The organism is Brevundimonas sp. GW821-FHT12C05 (genome assembly GCF_058807475.1).
Window position 1 is genome coordinate 748,539 of record NZ_JBXAQS010000001.1, and the last position, 14,716, is coordinate 763,254.

Consider the following 14,716-nt stretch of genomic DNA (forward strand, 5'->3'; position numbering starts at 1 on the left):
GAGCCCGGATGCAGGAGCACCGTCATGTCCGATTTCGAGCACGTCTTCGACAAGCCGCCTGAAGGCGCGGCCGAAGACTGGACGATCCCGCAGGACTGGCGCGCCTATACCGAGACCGAGCACAAGACCTGGGACACGCTGTACGCCCGGCAGATGAAGATCCTGCCCGGCCGGGCCGCCGACGTCTTCTTCAAGGGGCTGAAGGCCCTGGATCTGAACACGGGCGGCATCCCCGACTTCTCGCTGATGAACCCCAAGCTTCAGGCCCTGACCGGCTGGACGGTGGTGTGCGTGCCCGGACTGGTGCCGGACGAGGTGTTCTTCGACCACCTGGCCAACCGCCGCTTCCCCTCGGGCCAGTTCATCCGCAAGCCGGACCAGCTGGACTACCTGCAGGAGCCGGACATCTTCCACGACGTGTTCGGCCACGTGCCGATGCTGACCGACCCCGACTTCGCCGCCTATATGGAGGCCTACGGCAAGGGCGGGCAAAGGGCGGCGTCGCTGGGCATGCTGCCCAATCTGGCGCGCCTGTACTGGTACACGGTCGAGTTCGGCCTGATGCAGGACACCGGCGGCCTGCGCATCTACGGCGCCGGCATCGTCTCCTCGGCGACCGAGAGCGTGTTCGCCATCGAGGACCCGTCGCCGAACCGGTTGGGCTTCGACCTGGAGCGGGTGATGAAGACCCTGTATCGGATCGACGACTTCCAGCAGGTCTATTTCGTTATCGACAGCATCGAGGCGCTGAAGGGCGAGACGCTGAAGGACTTCGGCCCGATCTACGACCGGCTGCAGGGCGCGGACGCGATCCCGATCGAAACCATCCTGCCGACCGACGAGGTCTTCACCGAAGGCACCCAGGCCTATGCGGCCAAGGGCGGACGGTTCGCGGCCTGAGCCGCCCGGCCGCCCGTCCCGGGCCGGCTAGTGCACCATGAAGCTGACGGATCCCGTCATCCGGTGACCGTCCGGGCCTTCGGCGGTCCAGGCGGCCGTCCAGGTCGCCGGGGCCAGGCGCGGCAGGGCGACGCCGACCGTCGTGGCGGCCGCGGTCGCGGGGACGGCGACTTCGACCGGCGCCTGACCCTCGGCGGTGAGGGTGAGCGCCTTCAGGACCATGGGGTGCGGGAAAGTGAGGCTGAACCGCTCGGGCGAGCCATGGGTCATCGCGCCGTTGGCGGGAACGGTGGTGACGCCCGATTGCGGCGCGGCGGCCGGCGCCGGCATGGCATGGCCCGCGTGCGGGTCCTGGGCGGCGGCGGCTCCGGCGAAGGCGAGGGCGGCCGCGAGGGTGAGAAGGCGGATCATGGGGTGGTCTCCTTGGATCAGAACCAGGCCTTGAGGCCGACGACGAGACGGGTGTCGTCCGCCTCGCCGCCCCGGGCCTCGATGTAGTCGGCGGTATCTCCGAACGAGCGGCTCCATTCGACGCCGACGTAGGGGGCGAACTCCTTGCGGATTTCGTAGCGCAGGCGAAGGCCCGCCGTGACCGAGGTCAGGCCCGAGCCGATATCCAGTTCCGGGACGTCCTGGGCCGACAGATCCAGCTCCAGCGCGGGCTGCAGGATCCATTTCTGGGTGAGACGCTGGTCGTACTCCGCCTCGAGGCGGGCGGTCAGGTCGCCGTCCGTCGACAGGAAGGCGGCGGCGCCCATCTCGAACCAGTAGGGGGCGACGCCCTGCACGCCGACGGTCAGGTGGGTGGCAGCCGGACCGTCCGGGCGGAAGTCCTGGCGCACGCCGGCCTGAACGTCCCAGAAGGGGGCGATGGCGCGGCTGTAGAGAGCCTGGATCTCGGCGTCGTGCAGCTTGCCGCCGAAATCGCCCTCGCCCTCGGTCTTCCACCAGAAGCGGTTGATGTCGCCGCCGGTCCAGCCCTGGGCCTCCCAGCCATAGCCTTCCTCGCCGTCGCCGAAGCGGGCCTCGAGCGTGTCGATCAGGACGGCGGTGGTGCGTACGTCGCCGTTCTCGACCAACAGTTGCCTGCGCGCCGCCGCCATGGCGGCCGGGTCGAACAGCAGGTCCGCCGCATGGGCGGGCGCGGCGCGGGCGGAGGCCGGGGGCGGGGTCTCGACCATGCGGCCGCCGACGGCGTCCACGCTGGTCGGGATGTTCGGCGCGCCGGCGGTCATGCCGCTCATATCGTGCCCGGCGTGGGGGTCGGCCGCCGCCGGGGCGGGGCTCATGTTGTGTCCCGCGTGAGGATCGGCTGCCGGGGCGGGAGCCGGAGGGGTCTGCATGCCGCTCATGTCATGACCGGCGTGCGGATCGGCGGCGGGCGGCGGCGGGGGAGCGGGCGTGTGGGCGGCGTGGGGATCGGCCGGGGGCGGGGTCTGCGCGGGCATGACGTGCCCGGCGTGCGGATCGGTCGATTGGGCGGCGGCGGAACCGGCGGCCAGAATGAGCGGCAGAACGGCTACGGCGGTGAACAGGAGGCGGCTCATCGGGCGGCCTCCTGCATCGGCCGGACCGTGACGACGTTGAACATCCCCGCGTGCATGTGCATCAGCAGATGGCAGTGGAAGGCCCAGTCGCCGGGCGCGTCGGCGGTCAGGTCGAAGGTCACCTTCGAGCCCGGCGCGACATTGACCGTGTGCTTGAGCGGCTGATGCCCGTCGTGGCCGTTGACCAGCTGGAAGAAGTGGCCGTGCAGGTGGATCGGGTGGGCCATCATGGTGTCGTTGACCAGGGTGACGCGGACCCGCTCGTTCAGCTCGAACCGGATCGGCTCGACCAGCTCCGAGAATTTGCGGCCGTCGAAGCCCCACATGAACCGTTCCATGTTTCCGGTCAGGTGGATTTCCATGCTGCGTGAGGGCGGGCGCGTGTCCCGGTTCGGCTCGAGGGCGCGCAGGTCGGTGTAGACCAGCACCCGGTGATCGACGTCCTGCAGGCCTTGCGGCCGTTCGCCCAGACGGTTGGCGGGCGCCGGCGCGACGGCGTCCACCCCTACGCCGACGGCCATGTCGGCGGGGGCGTTGTTCGGGTCGCGCATGCTCATGGCGCCGTGGTCCATCGGCGCGGCGGCTCCATCGGCGGCGCCGTGGGCCGAGTGATCCATCCCGGCCATGGCGCCGTGATCCATGCCCGCCATGCCGCCCATTCCCCCGCCCATTCCCATGTCGGTCATGGTCAGGTTCGGAACCTCGCGCAGCGGCGGAATCTCGGCCGTCATGCCCAGGCGCGGGGCCAGGGTGGCGCGGCCCATGCCCGAGCGGTCGATGGCTTCCGAGACGATGGTGTAGGCGCGGTCCTCGGTCGGGCGGACGATGACGTCATAGGTCTCGGCGACAGAGATCTGGAACTCGTCCACCTCGACCGGACGGACGTGCTCGCCGTCGGCCTGGACCACGGTCATGGCCAGGCCGGGGATGCGGACGTTGAAGATCGACATGGCCGAGGCGTTGATGACGCGCAGCCGCACCCGCTCGCCGGGTCGGAACAGGCCGGTCCAGTTCTCCTGTGGGCCGTGGCCGTTGATCAGATAGGTGTAGGTCGAGCCGCTGACGTCCAGGATGTCGCGCGGGTCCATCCGCATCGAGCCCCACATCCGGCGCTCTTCCAGGCTCATCCGGTCCTCGCCCGAGATCAGGCCGGACAGGGTGGTGCGCTGGTGGTTGAAGTAGCCGGGGCTCTTCTTGAGCTTGGCCAGGATTTCGTGCGGATGCATGAAGCTCCAGTCCGACAGGACCAGAACGTGCTCGCGGTCATAACCGACCGGATCGGCGCCCGCCGGGTCGATGACGATGGGGCCGTAGTGGCCCATGGCCTCCTGCAGGCCCGAGTGGCTGTGATACCAGTAGGTGCCCGACTGCCGGATCGGGAACTCATAGACGAAGGTCTCGCGCGGCTTGATGCCGGGGAAGCTGACTCCCGGCACGCCATCCATCTGGAACGGCAGCAGCAGGCCGTGCCAGTGGATCGAGGTGTCCTCATCCAGGGTGTTGGTCACCGACAGGCGCACGTTCTGGCCCTCACGCATCCGCAGCAGGGGCGCGGGCAACAGGCCGTTGACGGTGAAGGCATGGCCGGTGCGGCCGCCGACCGTGAAGTCGGAATGGCCCACGGTCAGGTCGATGTTCGGCCCCGTCAGCGTGGGCAGATCGGCCCGCAGGCCCGCCGAACCCGTCTGCGCCCAGGCCGGCATCAGGCCTTGCAGGCCCAGCAGTCCCCCGCCCGCGGCGGCTCCGCGTAGAAGGGCTCGGCGATCAAGGCGTGGGGTCGGCATGGGGCGGGCGGTCCTCGGGCGAATTCGGCTGTTCGTTCAGATACGCACGGGAGCCGGCTTCCCCCTGCGGCGGCTCGCCACAGGCCCGGTTTCGGATCAGGTCCCGGCGGCGGAGGGCGCCGCCATCCGTTCCGTCAACGCCTTGCGGGCGCGGGCGATCCGGGTCTCCACGGCCTTGACCGTGACGCCCAGGATAGCGGCGATCTCGGCCTGCGACCGGCCCTCCAGCGTGGCGAGCAGCAGGGGCGCCTTCAGGGCGTCGGGCAGGTCGGACAGGGCGCGCTGAAGGGCCTCGGCGCGGCGCCGATCATCCAGCCGGGCCTCGGGCGCCGGGGCGTCGTCGCCCACCGCCGCCGCCTCGGGCGCGTCCAGGCCCATGACCCCGCGCACCACGCGCCGGACCGCGCGCCGCCGGCCCCAGTCGCGGCATTTGTTCACGGCGATGGCGCGCAGCCAGACGTCGAAGGCCCGCGCCGGGTCATAGCGCCGGATGGCGAGCCAGGCGGCGACATAGGTCTCCTGCAGCAGGTCATGCGCCTCATCCTCGTCGCCGACGTAGCGGCGGATGAAGCGGTGGAGGTCCCGCTTGGTGGCGGCCATCAGGGTGGTGAAGGCGGCCCGGTCTCCGCGCGTCGCGCGGACTTCAATGTTCGCTTCGCCGTCCACGACGGCGCTTAACCGGCGTCGCGGCGCAGGGCGTCGGCGACCGCCGCGTCGAACACCTCGGCCTGGGCCGGGGTCAGGACGGATCGCATCTCGAAGATATGGGCGAGGGTCGCCTTCTGCAGATCGCCCATGGCCGTGTGGAAGTGATCGACCGCCGCCTGGACCTCCGGGGTGTCGCCCCGGTTGACGGCGATGGCGGCGGCCAGTTCGCGGTTGGCGGCGCGGACCTCGGCCTCCAGGGCTGTGCGGCGCGGGGCGAAGCGGGCCTCAATGGCGTCGAGGCGTCGATCCTGCTCGGCGTTCAGATCGAGCTTTTCATGGACGACGCTGTGCAGGCTGGGCGGCTGGCGGTCGCGCAGGATCCAGGTCGCGCTGACCCAGGTGGCCGCGCCGCTGGCGAGGGCGGCCAGCACCGCCGTGATCAGGATGGAGGTCCAGGCGTTCTTCATCCGCGGGCGTCCAGACGCGTGAGGGGCGAGGCGCCGGCCGAGACGGCGAACACCTGCATTTCGGACGGCGCGGGTCGGGACGTGGCCAACATCAGGCCGCCGTTCACCCCGCCGATGACCAGGGCCAAGGCGACGGCGGCGACCCGGACCTGTCCCATCCGCATTTGGGCGCGGCGCTGGTCGATGCGGATCCAGACCCCGTCTTCCAGACCGCCCAGCCGCGCCTCGTCGCCGGACGCCGTGGCCGCGATCAAGGTTTGAATATCGTCAGTCATCGCACACCTTCCGTCACGTCCCATCCGTCCTACGCGGCGGCATGGGTTTCCCCTCGCGAGGGGGCCGCCCCCGCCCTGCGTAGATAGCAGAGAACGGCCGGGACAGCCCGGTCGCAAGGGGGGTGACGTGAGCGGAAGGCCAGGCCCGGCAGGGGCTCCATTTCCCGACACGCTCGACCCCTTGACCGGCGTACGGTTCTTCCTCGCCCTTGGCGTCGTCCTGTTCCACTACCAGCTTCAATGGACCCTGCCGGGGGACGGCGGACTGCTGAACCGCGCCCGTCTGGGGGTGGATGTCTTTTTCATCCTGTCGGGCTTCATCCTGACCCACGTCTATCTGCAGGGAGATGCGCCGCCGAACTACCGGCGGTTCCTGGCGGCGCGGTTCGCCCGGATCTATCCGGCCCACCTCTTCATCCTGCTGGCGATGCTGGGTCTGGTGCTGGTCGCGCCCATGCTCGGGATCGGCCTGGAGCCGGGCCGGTTCAATCCGGCGGATTTCGTCGGCACGCTGCTTCTGGTTCAGGCGTGGTTTCCGCGCGATAGCATGGCGCTGTGGAACGGGCCGGCGTGGTCGCTGTCCGCCGAATGGTTCGCCTATCTGGCCTTCCCCGCCTACGCCGCCCTGGCCCTGCGGCTGCGGACCCGGCCCCTGGTCATCATCATGCTGGCGGGGGTGCTCTTCGTGGCGCTGGATGCGCTTTATCGGGCCCAGTTCGGCCGGGTCCTGCCCCGGGCCGAAGACAGCATGGGCGTCCTGCGCATCATCCCCGAGTTCCTGTACGGCGTCGGCCTCTACTATCTCGGCCAACGCTTGGCGCCGTCGGCGCGGGCCGCCGCGATCGGTGCATCGGCCGCCGCCGCGACGCTGCTGGCGCTCATGCAGGTCGGCGCGGACGACCGGATCATCGTCGTCGCGGCGGGCCCCTTCGTCCTGGCGCTGGCCTTGATGGCCAAGGCCGGCGTCCGGGGCTTCCTGTCCCATCCCGCGGTCCTGTTCGCCGGCGAGGCGTCGTTCGCCCTCTATCTGGTCCACATTCCCGTCCTGATGGCGTGGCGCAACGCGGCGCAGGCGATCTTCGGTCTGGGGAGCCAGTACCGGATGGGGCCGGTGGAACTGGCCGCCCTGCTGGCGTTGACGCTCGCCGCCGCCGCCGCCATCCATCTGTTCGTCGAGCGGCCGGGGCGGCGCCTTCTTCGTATCCGACTCGCCCCGGGATCGACCGATCCGGTCGAGTCCCGGCGATCCATCCGCAGCGACCAGGGAGAACCCTTTTGAACACGACCACTCTGAACCGCCGCCTGTTGCTCGGCGCGGGCCTTGCCGTGGGCATGGGGGGCGCCGCCTGCGCCCAGACCGCGCCTTCGCGCGCCCTGACGGTCTACAAGACCCCGACCTGCCCGTGCTGCGACGGATGGGTGGCGCATATGCGCCGGGCGGGCTTCACGACCACCGTCGTCGTGGTCGACGACCTGCAGCCGATTCGGCGCGGCCGGGGCTTTCCGGACGCGCTGGCGTCCTGCCACACCGGCCTGGTCGGCGGCTATCTGATCGACGGCCATGTGCCGGCGCAGGATGTCGTCCGCCTGCTGGCCGAACGGCCGACCGCCGTGGGGCTGGCGGTGCCGGCCATGCCGCTGGGGTCGCCCGGCATGGAGACGCCGCAGGGACACAAGGATCCCTATGACACCCTGCTGGTGCTTCGGTCGGGCGCGCCGCGCGTGTTCGCCCGCCACAATCGCGCGGCCACCTGAAACCACCCTCGAACCTGACGCAACGGAGCCGACCATGTCCCGAACCCGCCTCGTCCTGATCCTTTCGGCCGCCATGCTGTGTGCGGCGCCCGCCTTCGCGCAGGATCACGCCCACGACCACAGCCCCGCCGCCGGGGCCGTCGCCGCTGAAGCCGCGCCCGCCGCCGCGGTGGTCGACGCCTTCCACGCCGCGCTGAAGGCCGGCGACACCGCCGCCGCCCTGGCCCTGCTGGCGCCGGAGGTGATGATCTTCGAGGAGGGCGGGGCGGAGCGGTCGCGGGACGAATACGCCTCCCACCACCTCGGCTCGGACGCCGCCTTCGCCGCCGCCTCGGAGGCGACGGTGTCGCGCCGGTCGGGATGGGCCGCCGGCGACGTGGCCTGGATCACCAGCGAGGGCCGCACGACGGGGCAGTTCAACGGCCGCGCCGTGGACCGGCTGACCGCCGAGACGATGGTGCTGAAGCGGCACGCCGACGGCTGGCGCATCCATCATATCCACTGGTCGTCGCGGACGCCGCGCTAGGCGCTCACAGGGCCGAGGGCGGCGCCAGCGTGCCCATGACCGCGACGACGGCGAGCAGAGCGGCGCCGACCGCGGCTTCGGCGACGACGCTGCGCCGGAGCCGCTGAAGCGCCGGCCGGGGGTCTGCGCCGCTCTCCAGAACGGACCCCAGGGCGGGGGTCAGGCGGAAGCGGTTCTGGGCCGCCATGGCCAGCATCAGCGCGAACAGTCCGAGCTTGGCGATCAGCAGCTGGCCGTAGAGGCTGGAGCCCAGCATGCCGAGGCGTGCGGGGCCGACCAGGAACCCGCTGTTCACCAGGCCGGTCAGCGTCAGCAGGACGACCGCCAGGGTCCCCAGGCCGGCGAAGCCGTGCAGGGCGCGATGGATCGCCGGATCGTCAGACGCCGTCCGCCGCACGAGCAGGGCGGCGAGGGCCGCCAGGGCGCCCAGCCACAGGGCGGCGGCGACCATGTGCACGATGTCGGCGACCAGATGGACGGGTCCACCGGGGCCTTCCGTCGCCGCGCCGTGGCCGGTCCAGGCGAAGCTGGCGGCGATGGCCGACCCCGCCGCGGCCATGAAGACCCAGAGCCTGCTGCCAGGCCTGAAGGCGAGGAGGGCGGCAAGGGCCAGCAGGGCCGCGCCGCCGCGAACGACCATGGCCATGCCCAGAGCCGTGCCGGTGACCATGAAGGACAGCGATGAGGGCTTGAGGGCTTCGCTCAAGGCGCCGGCCATGACGGCGGTCTGGGCTATCAGGGCGGCCAGCGAACCGAGCGCGACGACGAGGGCCGATCCGATCAGCGCGGGCCGCGCCCAGGCCAGGTTCGGAGTTTCTGACCCCCTGAAGCTGTAGAGCAGGAACAGCGGCGTCCCGAGCAGGACGACCGCTCCGCCGTACTGGAGCCAGCGGAGCCCGATGACCGCGACCTCCATCACGCGTCAGCGCACCGTGAAGGTGTAGGAGCCGGTCATGCGGTGGCCATCGCCCGAGGCGATGCGCCAGTCGACGCGATAGACCCCGGCCGGCGCCGGGCGGGCCAGGGTTCCGGTCAGGGTCTTGCCGTCCTCGCCGACCGCGATCCGCACCGGGACCTTTTCGCCCGCGGCGTTGACCAGGTCGAAGGCGGAGAAGGCGGGCGCCATGCGTTCGCTGAAGGTCAGGCTGACGGTCGAGGGGGGCGCCACGGTCGAGTTCGGCGCGGGGGTGGCGGTGACCAGCCGGGCGTGGGCCGCCGCCGGGCCGGCGGCGAAGGCGGTCATCGCCGCCAGGGCGATGAAGGGGGCGGGGCTGAAACGGCGCATGCTCGGTCTCCTGACAGGACCGATCCGGCCCTGTGCATATCTACGCGTCGGGCGTGGCCGCCCCTCATGACGGCGAAGGCGCTCAGTCGTCGTGGGCGATCAGACTCTGGTGCTTGGTGTCGCGCATGAACAGATAGACCAGCAACGAGACGCCGATCATGGCGGTCACGTACCAGAAGAAGGCGCTCTCGATCCCGGCGCCCTTGAGCCACAGCGCCACATATTCCGCCGTGCCGCCGAAGGCCGCGTTGGCGATGGCGTAGGGCAGGGCGACGCCCAGGGCGCGGATGTGGGCGGGGAAGAGCTCGGCCTTCACCACGGCGTTGATCGAGGTGTAGCCGCTGACGATCACCAGAGCCGAGAGCGCCAGCAGGAAGGCGATGAAGGGACTGTCGGCCGTGGCCAGGGCCGACATGATCGGCACGGTGAACAGCACGCCCGTGACGCCGAAGGCGATCATCACCGGCTTGCGCCCGATGCGGTCGGACAGGGCGCCGACGGCGGGCTGCAGGCACATGAAGAGGAACAGGGCGGCGGCGCTGATCTCGGTCGCCACGTCCTTGGTGAAGCCGGTCGTGTTGACGAGGAATTTCTGCAGGTAGGTGGTGTAGGCGTAGAAGGCGAGCGTGCCGCCGGCGGTCAGGCCCATGACCAGCAGGGCCTCCTTCGGATGCTTGAGGATCAGCAGCGCGGCGCTGGATTTCGGCGGCGCCTTGGCGTCGGAGGTCACGAAGGCGCGGGTCTCGTCGAGGCGGCGGCGCAGCCAGAAGACGATCACCGCCAGCGCCGCGCCGACGAAGAAGGGAATGCGCCAGCCCCAGGACGCCAGCGCTTCTTCACTGAGGGTGTTCTGCAGCAGGATCAGCAGCAGCAGGGCCAGAAGCTGGCCCGAGATCAGGGTCACGTACTGGAAGCTGGACCAGAAGCCACGGTGGTTCTTGGTGGCCATCTCGGACAGGTAGGTGGCCGAGGAGCCGTATTCGCCACCCACGCTGAGGCCCTGCATCAGGCGGGCGAGCAGCAGCAGGGCGGGGGCCGCCAGGCCGATGGTCGCGTAGCCGGGCGTGCAGGCGATGATCAGGCTGCCGGTGCACATCAGGGTGACGGACAGGGTCAGCCCCGCCTTGCGGCCCTTGCGGTCGGCGTAGATTCCCATGATCCACGCCCCGACCGGCCGCATCAGGAAGCCGACGGCGAAGATGGCGGCGCTCGACAGCAGCTGGGCCGTCGGCTCGCCCTTGGGGAAGAAGACCGGGGCGAAATAGAGGGTGAAGGCCGCATAGGCGTACCAGTCGAACCACTCGACCAGATTGCCCGCCGAACCGCCGATGATGTTGCGCAACCGCCGGGCGGGCGACATGGCTTCGGTCGGGGCGGCATCGGTCATGCGGTCAGTCCCTCTGGAACGGATAGAAGCCCGAGCCGAGGCCGAGGATGGAGGTCAGCTCGTCCAGCGCGCCCCGGCTTTCATCCAGCAGGGCCGGGTCGGCCAGGTCGGCGACGCCGAGGCGGTCGCGGTACCAGGTCGCGCCCCAGACGCTGAGCGCGCCGTGCAGGCCCTCGGTCAGGCGCATGGCGGGATTGGTCGCGGCCAGTTCGGCGTCGTTCAGGACCACCCTGAGACGGAGACAGGCGGGGCCGCCGCCGTTGCGCATCGACTGGCGGACGTCGACGTACTCGACCCGGCCGATGGGGCCGTTGGACGAGGTCAGCGCTTGGGCGACCGCATGGCTGCGGGCGTTGTCGCGGGTCTCGGTCGGGCAGATCAGGGTCAGGCGATCCTCGCCCGGGATCCGCACCAGCATGGAGTTGAACAGATAGCTGGAGATGGCGTCGGCCAGGGGCAGGTCGGCGGACGAGACCTCGACGAAGATCGGCTCGAAACCCTTTGCGGCGGCGCGGATGGCGGCGTGGGTCCCGGCGGTGTCCTCGAAGGCCAGGTCGTGATGGAACAGGGTCTCCAGCGCGCCGACACAGACCACGTCGTTGTGGAAGGTCCCGCCGGCGATGGCGGCCCTGGACTGGCGGGCGAAGACGGCGCCGGATGCACCGTGACGGCGGGCCAAGGCCTCGGAGGCCTCGCGCGTCTGGCGGGCGGGATAGGCGCCGGTCCACGGCTCATAGGCTTCGCGACCCCAGACCAGAAGGTTGACGCCGGGCTCCCCGTGGTCGGCGCACAGGCGGACGTGGTTGGCGGCGCCTTCGTCGGCCAGATGGGCGACCGGGGGCAGGGCGTCGTGGACGGCGAAGCGATCAGGGTCGGGGAAGAGGGCGTCCAGCGCGCGCTTCGTCTGTCCATGCTCTAGGGAGCGATGCAAGTTGGTGACGAGGTTGGCGGGGGTGAAGTGGACCCGGCCGTCGGCGCTGTCGGCGCTGGGCGTGACCGTCGCGGCGTTGGCGGCCCACATGGGCGAGGCCGAAAAGGCGGCGGCGGCGAAGGTGGGCGCTTCTTTCCAGGCCTTTTCGACGACCTGGGCGTCCGTGCCGGAGAAGCCGAGCCCGCGCAGGAAGGGCAGGTTGGGCCGCTCGTGCGGCGGCAGGACGAACTGGGGCAGGCCGAGGTCGGCCAGCCGCTTCATCTTGTCCAGGCCCTGCAGGACGGCGGCGCGCGGGTTGGAGACCTGGCCCTCGTTGCGGCTGGAGGCGAGGTTGCCGGGGGAGAGACCCGCGTAGGAGTGGGTCGGGCCGATCAGACCGTCGGCGTTGGCTTCGACGGCGGGGATCATGGGGTCACCGGATGTATGAGGAGCAGTTCAGGCAACAGTCCGAGGTAGGTTAGGAAAGGGCGGGCAACGAACCACACGAGGACAGCGATCGGCGATGTCAAAACGATCAGCACGCCGGCCGCAATCCACCGGCCCGACAGGGCGACATTCAACGCGGCCACAAGACAGCAGACGAGATAGGTGATGCACCACATGGCGATCGCGAGGTGAGGCGTGTGGCTCACCCCAAACGCCATTTGCATAAGGACCAGGCCCGCTGATCCAACGGTGCTGGTCGCGATGACCGCGGCGGCCATTCGCAGATATGGAGCAGACCTTTCTCCGAGCCCGGGAGGTCCAATCCGTCGGCCTGTTCGCCAACCCGAGATCACGCAGACAATCCCTTGATCTCGCTTTCGATGTTCTTGACCGCTTCAGCCTCGAAGCTGGCGACCGGATAGGCGCAGTAGTCGGCGGCGTAGTAGGCGCTGGGGCGGTGGTTGCCGCTGGCGCCGAGGCCGCCGAAGGGCATGTCGCCCGCCGCGCCGGTGGTCGGGCGGTTGAAGTTGACCACGCCGGCGCGGATGCGGCGGATGAAGCGGTCCCAGTTGGCCGGGTCGTCGCTGACCAGGCCGGCGGACAGGCCGTAGCGGGTGGCGTTGGCCGCCTCGATGGCCGCCTCGAAGGTCGGGACGCGGATCACCTGCAGGAAGGGAGCGAACATCTCCTCGTCCAGCACGTTCAGGCCGGTCACGTCGATGATGGCGGGGCGGACGAAGGCGCCGGGCAGGTTGCCGACCGGGCCGGAGGCGCGGACCACTTTAGCCCCCAGGTCGATCCGTTGCTGCAGCGCCTGGAGCGCCGCCTGGGCCGCGCGCTCCGAGATCAGGGGACCTGCGTAGGGCTCGGTCGGGCTGTTCCAGGGGGCGAAGAGCAGGCGGTCCGACAGGGCGGCGACGGCCTCGACGATAGCGTCGCCAGCCGCGCCTTCCGGCACGATCAGGCGACGCGCGCAGGAGCAGCGCTGGCCGGTGGTGATGAAGGCGGACTGGACGGCGATGCCCGCGACCGCTTCAGCGTCGGCGGCGTCCCAGACGACCAGCGGATTGTTGCCGCCCAGTTCGAGCGCGAGGATGACGTGCGGATCGTCGGCGAACTTGCGGCGGAAGTGGGCGCCCGCGGCGCCGGAGCCGGTGAACATCAGGGCGTCGATGCCGCTGTCCAGCAGGGCCGCGCCGGTCTCGCGTCCGCCCTGGACCACATTGACCACGCCGGCGGGCAGGTCGGCGGCCTCGAAGGCCTCGGCCATCAGCTGGCCGGTCAGGGGCGTCTCCTCCGACGGCTTGAAGACAACCGTGTCGCCCGCCAGCAGGGCGGGGACGATGTGGCCGTTGGGCAGGTGGCCGGGGAAGTTGAACGGGCCGAGCACGGCGGCCAGGCCATGCGGGCGATGGCGCAGGGTCGCCGAGCCGAAGGCGGTGGCGGCGGTGCGCTCGCCCGTGCGCTCGTCATAGGCGCGGATGGAGATGTCGACCTTGCCCTGCATGGCCTGAAGCTCGGTCGTGGTCTCCCACAGGGCCTTGCCGGTCTCGCGGCTGATGGCCTCGGCGATCTGCGGGGCGCGGTCCTTGAGCACGGCCTGGTAGCGTTTCACCGCGTCGACGCGGTCCTGACGCGGACGGTCGGCCCAGTCGGGGAAGGCGGCGCGGGCGCGGTCGGCGGCGGCCTGGACCTCGGCGGGAGAGGCGGCGGGGCCTTCCCAGACGGTTTCGCCGGTGGCGGGGTCGATGGACTGGAACACGGTCATGGGATCACTCAGGTCTTCACGCGGACGGTATCCCCGGCGCGCACCTTCAGCGCATCGGCGGTCTCGCGGGTCAGGGTGGCGACATCGCCCTCGATATGGGCGCGCTGGCGCACGGCGCGGAAGGCGCCGACGCTGTTGGTCGAGATCAGGGCGGGCAGTTCGGCCTCGACCTCGGCGGCGACGGCGACCGTCAGGGGGCGGGCGTCGCGGACGGTGCGGATGTTGTCGCGCTGGCACGAGACGGTCGGCCCGGCGTCGAAGATGTCGATCAGGCCGTTGGGTCGGAATCCCTCGCTCTCCAGCAGGGCCATGGCGGGCACGCCCTGCGGGTGGACCTTGCCGATGACGGCGCGGGCGGGCTCGGGCAGCAGATCGATGTAGATCGGGTGGCGCGGGGCCAGGTCGAGAATGAACTGCTTGTCCGTCGAGCCGGTCATGCGGTCGGCCTCGTCGAATTCCATCGGGAAGAATTTGTGGGCGACGTGATCCCAGAACGGGCAGGCGCCGTCAGGGGTGAAGACCCCGCGCAGCTCGGCCAGGACGTTCTCGTTGAACAACTCCGGCTCCGCGCCGATCAGCATGTAGCGCGACTGGCTGAGCAGGCGGCCCGCGCCGCCCTTGCGCCGGTCGGCTTTCAGGAACAGCGAACCGACCTCGGTCCAGCCGGTGCACTCATTGACCAGCACCAGGGTCTTCTGTTCGAGCTTGATGCCCAGCGACGGCGACGACTGGGCGTTGTTGACGACCCGGAAGCTGAAGAAGGGCCGCTTCAGGCCCACGGCCGCCTTGACCGAGCCGATGCCATCGACGTCGCCGGTGTCCGACTCCTCCAGCATCAGGGTGTACCAGCGCTCCTGCGGCGCGAGGGCGCCCGCGAAGCTGTCCCGGCTGAGGTCGAGGCGTTCGGACAGCTGGTCCGGATCCTCGGGCAGGCTGGTGAAGCCCGGGCCGCTGAGGATGGCCAGCTCTAGCAGGTAGTCGAGATCAGCGGGGCCGGCGGGGCGGACGACGAGCATG

17 protein-coding genes are annotated in these 14,716 nt (G+C 70.5%); 4 read left to right on the forward strand and 13 right to left on the reverse strand.

Translation table 11 applies throughout. The features are described 5' to 3' along the window. The first annotated feature begins 24 nt into the window (after window positions 1–24). The gene (phhA, locus tag AC1RRF_RS03450; RefSeq protein WP_492832827.1) at window positions 25–900 is read left to right on the forward strand and encodes a phenylalanine 4-monooxygenase; all 876 of its coding nucleotides are present in this window, start codon (window positions 25–27) and stop codon (window positions 898–900) included. A 27-nt stretch (window positions 901–927) separates the two neighbouring features. Here the strand turns inward: phhA and AC1RRF_RS03455 are convergent, their stop codons facing one another. The 6 genes from AC1RRF_RS03455 to AC1RRF_RS03480 all read right to left on the reverse strand — a co-directional run bounded on the left by AC1RRF_RS03455 (window position 928) and on the right by AC1RRF_RS03480 (window position 5,621). Next, the gene (locus tag AC1RRF_RS03455) at window positions 928–1,311 is read right to left on the reverse strand and encodes a copper resistance protein CopC (protein WP_492832829.1); all 384 of its coding nucleotides are present in this window, start codon (window positions 1,309–1,311) and stop codon (window positions 928–930) included. 17 nt (window positions 1,312–1,328) lie between these two features. Continuing rightward, a complete protein-coding gene (locus AC1RRF_RS03460; RefSeq protein ID WP_492832831.1) occupies window positions 1,329–2,447 on the reverse strand; it encodes a copper resistance protein B in 1,119 nt (372 codons plus the stop codon). Further along, complete coding sequence (locus AC1RRF_RS03465; RefSeq protein ID WP_492832833.1) at window positions 2,444–4,231, reverse strand: copper resistance system multicopper oxidase; 1,788 nt, start codon at window positions 4,229–4,231, stop codon at window positions 2,444–2,446. The genes AC1RRF_RS03460 and AC1RRF_RS03465 overlap by 4 nt, the downstream gene beginning before the upstream one ends. A 96-nt stretch (window positions 4,232–4,327) precedes the next feature. Beyond that, the gene (locus tag AC1RRF_RS03470; protein ID WP_492832835.1) at window positions 4,328–4,897 is read right to left on the reverse strand and encodes an RNA polymerase sigma factor; all 570 of its coding nucleotides are present in this window, start codon (window positions 4,895–4,897) and stop codon (window positions 4,328–4,330) included. Between the two features lie 8 nt (window positions 4,898–4,905). Then, window positions 4,906–5,346 carry a Spy/CpxP family protein refolding chaperone gene (locus AC1RRF_RS03475; RefSeq protein ID WP_492832837.1) on the reverse strand — a complete coding sequence of 147 codons (441 nt, stop codon included), beginning with the start codon at window positions 5,344–5,346 and terminating at the stop codon, window positions 4,906–4,908. Then, window positions 5,343–5,621 (reverse strand): hypothetical protein, encoded by a 279-nt coding sequence (locus tag AC1RRF_RS03480; RefSeq protein WP_492832838.1) that lies wholly within the window; start codon window positions 5,619–5,621, stop codon window positions 5,343–5,345. The genes AC1RRF_RS03475 and AC1RRF_RS03480 overlap by 4 nt, the downstream gene beginning before the upstream one ends. 181 nt (window positions 5,622–5,802) lie before the next feature. On the opposite strand from AC1RRF_RS03480, the gene AC1RRF_RS03485 reads away from it, so the two are divergent. Genes AC1RRF_RS03485 through AC1RRF_RS03495 form a run of 3 tightly spaced genes read left to right on the forward strand, consistent with a single transcriptional unit; the run spans window position 5,803 to window position 7,902 of the window. Beyond that, entirely contained in the window at window positions 5,803–6,900 is a 1,098-nt protein-coding gene (locus AC1RRF_RS03485; protein ID WP_492832840.1) for an acyltransferase family protein, read from the forward strand. After that, window positions 6,897–7,376: a DUF411 domain-containing protein gene (locus AC1RRF_RS03490; protein ID WP_492832842.1), complete on the forward strand. Its 480-nt coding sequence runs from the start codon at window positions 6,897–6,899 to the stop codon at window positions 7,374–7,376. Before AC1RRF_RS03485 ends, AC1RRF_RS03490 begins: the two co-directional genes overlap by 4 nt. Before the next feature lie 34 nt (window positions 7,377–7,410). Continuing rightward, on the forward strand, window positions 7,411–7,902 hold the full coding sequence (locus AC1RRF_RS03495) for a YybH family protein (RefSeq protein WP_492832843.1): 492 nt from the start codon (window positions 7,411–7,413) through the stop codon (window positions 7,900–7,902). A gap of 4 nt (window positions 7,903–7,906) precedes the next feature. On the opposite strand, the gene copD is transcribed toward AC1RRF_RS03495, so the two are convergent. The 7 genes from copD to AC1RRF_RS03530 form a co-directional block, all read right to left on the reverse strand. Next, on the reverse strand, window positions 7,907–8,818 hold the full coding sequence (copD, locus tag AC1RRF_RS03500) for a copper homeostasis membrane protein CopD (protein WP_492832845.1): 912 nt from the start codon (window positions 8,816–8,818) through the stop codon (window positions 7,907–7,909). Between the two features lie 6 nt (window positions 8,819–8,824). Continuing rightward, window positions 8,825–9,187 (reverse strand): copper homeostasis periplasmic binding protein CopC, encoded by a 363-nt coding sequence (gene copC, locus AC1RRF_RS03505; RefSeq protein WP_492832847.1) that lies wholly within the window; start codon window positions 9,185–9,187, stop codon window positions 8,825–8,827. 82 nt (window positions 9,188–9,269) lie between these two features. Next, window positions 9,270–10,574 carry an MFS transporter gene (locus tag AC1RRF_RS03510; protein ID WP_492832849.1) on the reverse strand — a complete coding sequence of 435 codons (1,305 nt, stop codon included), beginning with the start codon at window positions 10,572–10,574 and terminating at the stop codon, window positions 9,270–9,272. Window positions 10,575–10,578: 4 nt separating this feature from the next. Beyond that, window positions 10,579–11,913: an N-succinylarginine dihydrolase gene (gene astB, locus AC1RRF_RS03515; RefSeq protein WP_492832851.1), complete on the reverse strand. Its 1,335-nt coding sequence runs from the start codon at window positions 11,911–11,913 to the stop codon at window positions 10,579–10,581. Then, window positions 11,910–12,209: a hypothetical protein gene (locus tag AC1RRF_RS03520; RefSeq protein WP_492832852.1), complete on the reverse strand. Its 300-nt coding sequence runs from the start codon at window positions 12,207–12,209 to the stop codon at window positions 11,910–11,912. The genes astB and AC1RRF_RS03520 overlap by 4 nt, the downstream gene beginning before the upstream one ends. A gap of 71 nt (window positions 12,210–12,280) precedes the next feature. After that, the gene (gene astD / locus AC1RRF_RS03525) at window positions 12,281–13,699 is read right to left on the reverse strand and encodes a succinylglutamate-semialdehyde dehydrogenase (protein WP_492832854.1); all 1,419 of its coding nucleotides are present in this window, start codon (window positions 13,697–13,699) and stop codon (window positions 12,281–12,283) included. An 8-nt stretch (window positions 13,700–13,707) separates the two neighbouring features. Continuing rightward, window positions 13,708–14,715, reverse strand: coding sequence for an arginine N-succinyltransferase (locus tag AC1RRF_RS03530; RefSeq protein WP_492832856.1), 1,008 nt, complete (start codon window positions 14,713–14,715; stop codon window positions 13,708–13,710). Window position 14,716 lies beyond the last annotated feature (1 nt).

Coding starts and splice junctions, on each gene's coding strand:
- phhA (WP_492832827.1), top strand. CDS start 25: ATGTCCGATTTCGAGCACGTCTTCGACAAGCCGCCTGAAGGCGCGGCC.
- AC1RRF_RS03455 (WP_492832829.1), bottom strand. CDS start 1,311: ATGATCCGCCTTCTCACCCTCGCGGCCGCCCTCGCCTTCGCCGGAGCC.
- AC1RRF_RS03460 (WP_492832831.1), bottom strand. CDS start 2,447: ATGAGCCGCCTCCTGTTCACCGCCGTAGCCGTTCTGCCGCTCATTCTG.
- AC1RRF_RS03465 (WP_492832833.1), bottom strand. CDS start 4,231: ATGCCGACCCCACGCCTTGATCGCCGAGCCCTTCTACGCGGAGCCGCC.
- AC1RRF_RS03475 (WP_492832837.1), bottom strand. CDS start 5,346: ATGAAGAACGCCTGGACCTCCATCCTGATCACGGCGGTGCTGGCCGCC.
- AC1RRF_RS03480 (WP_492832838.1), bottom strand. CDS start 5,621: ATGACTGACGATATTCAAACCTTGATCGCGGCCACGGCGTCCGGCGAC.
- AC1RRF_RS03495 (WP_492832843.1), top strand. CDS start 7,411: ATGTCCCGAACCCGCCTCGTCCTGATCCTTTCGGCCGCCATGCTGTGT.
- copD (WP_492832845.1), bottom strand. CDS start 8,818: ATGGAGGTCGCGGTCATCGGGCTCCGCTGGCTCCAGTACGGCGGAGCG.
- copC (WP_492832847.1), bottom strand. CDS start 9,187: ATGCGCCGTTTCAGCCCCGCCCCCTTCATCGCCCTGGCGGCGATGACC.
- AC1RRF_RS03510 (WP_492832849.1), bottom strand. CDS start 10,574: ATGACCGATGCCGCCCCGACCGAAGCCATGTCGCCCGCCCGGCGGTTG.
- astB (WP_492832851.1), bottom strand. CDS start 11,913: ATGATCCCCGCCGTCGAAGCCAACGCCGACGGTCTGATCGGCCCGACC.
- AC1RRF_RS03520 (WP_492832852.1), bottom strand. CDS start 12,209: ATGGCCGCCGCGGTCATCGCGACCAGCACCGTTGGATCAGCGGGCCTG.
- astD (WP_492832854.1), bottom strand. CDS start 13,699: ATGACCGTGTTCCAGTCCATCGACCCCGCCACCGGCGAAACCGTCTGG.
- AC1RRF_RS03530 (WP_492832856.1), bottom strand. CDS start 14,715: ATGCTCGTCGTCCGCCCCGCCGGCCCCGCTGATCTCGACTACCTGCTA.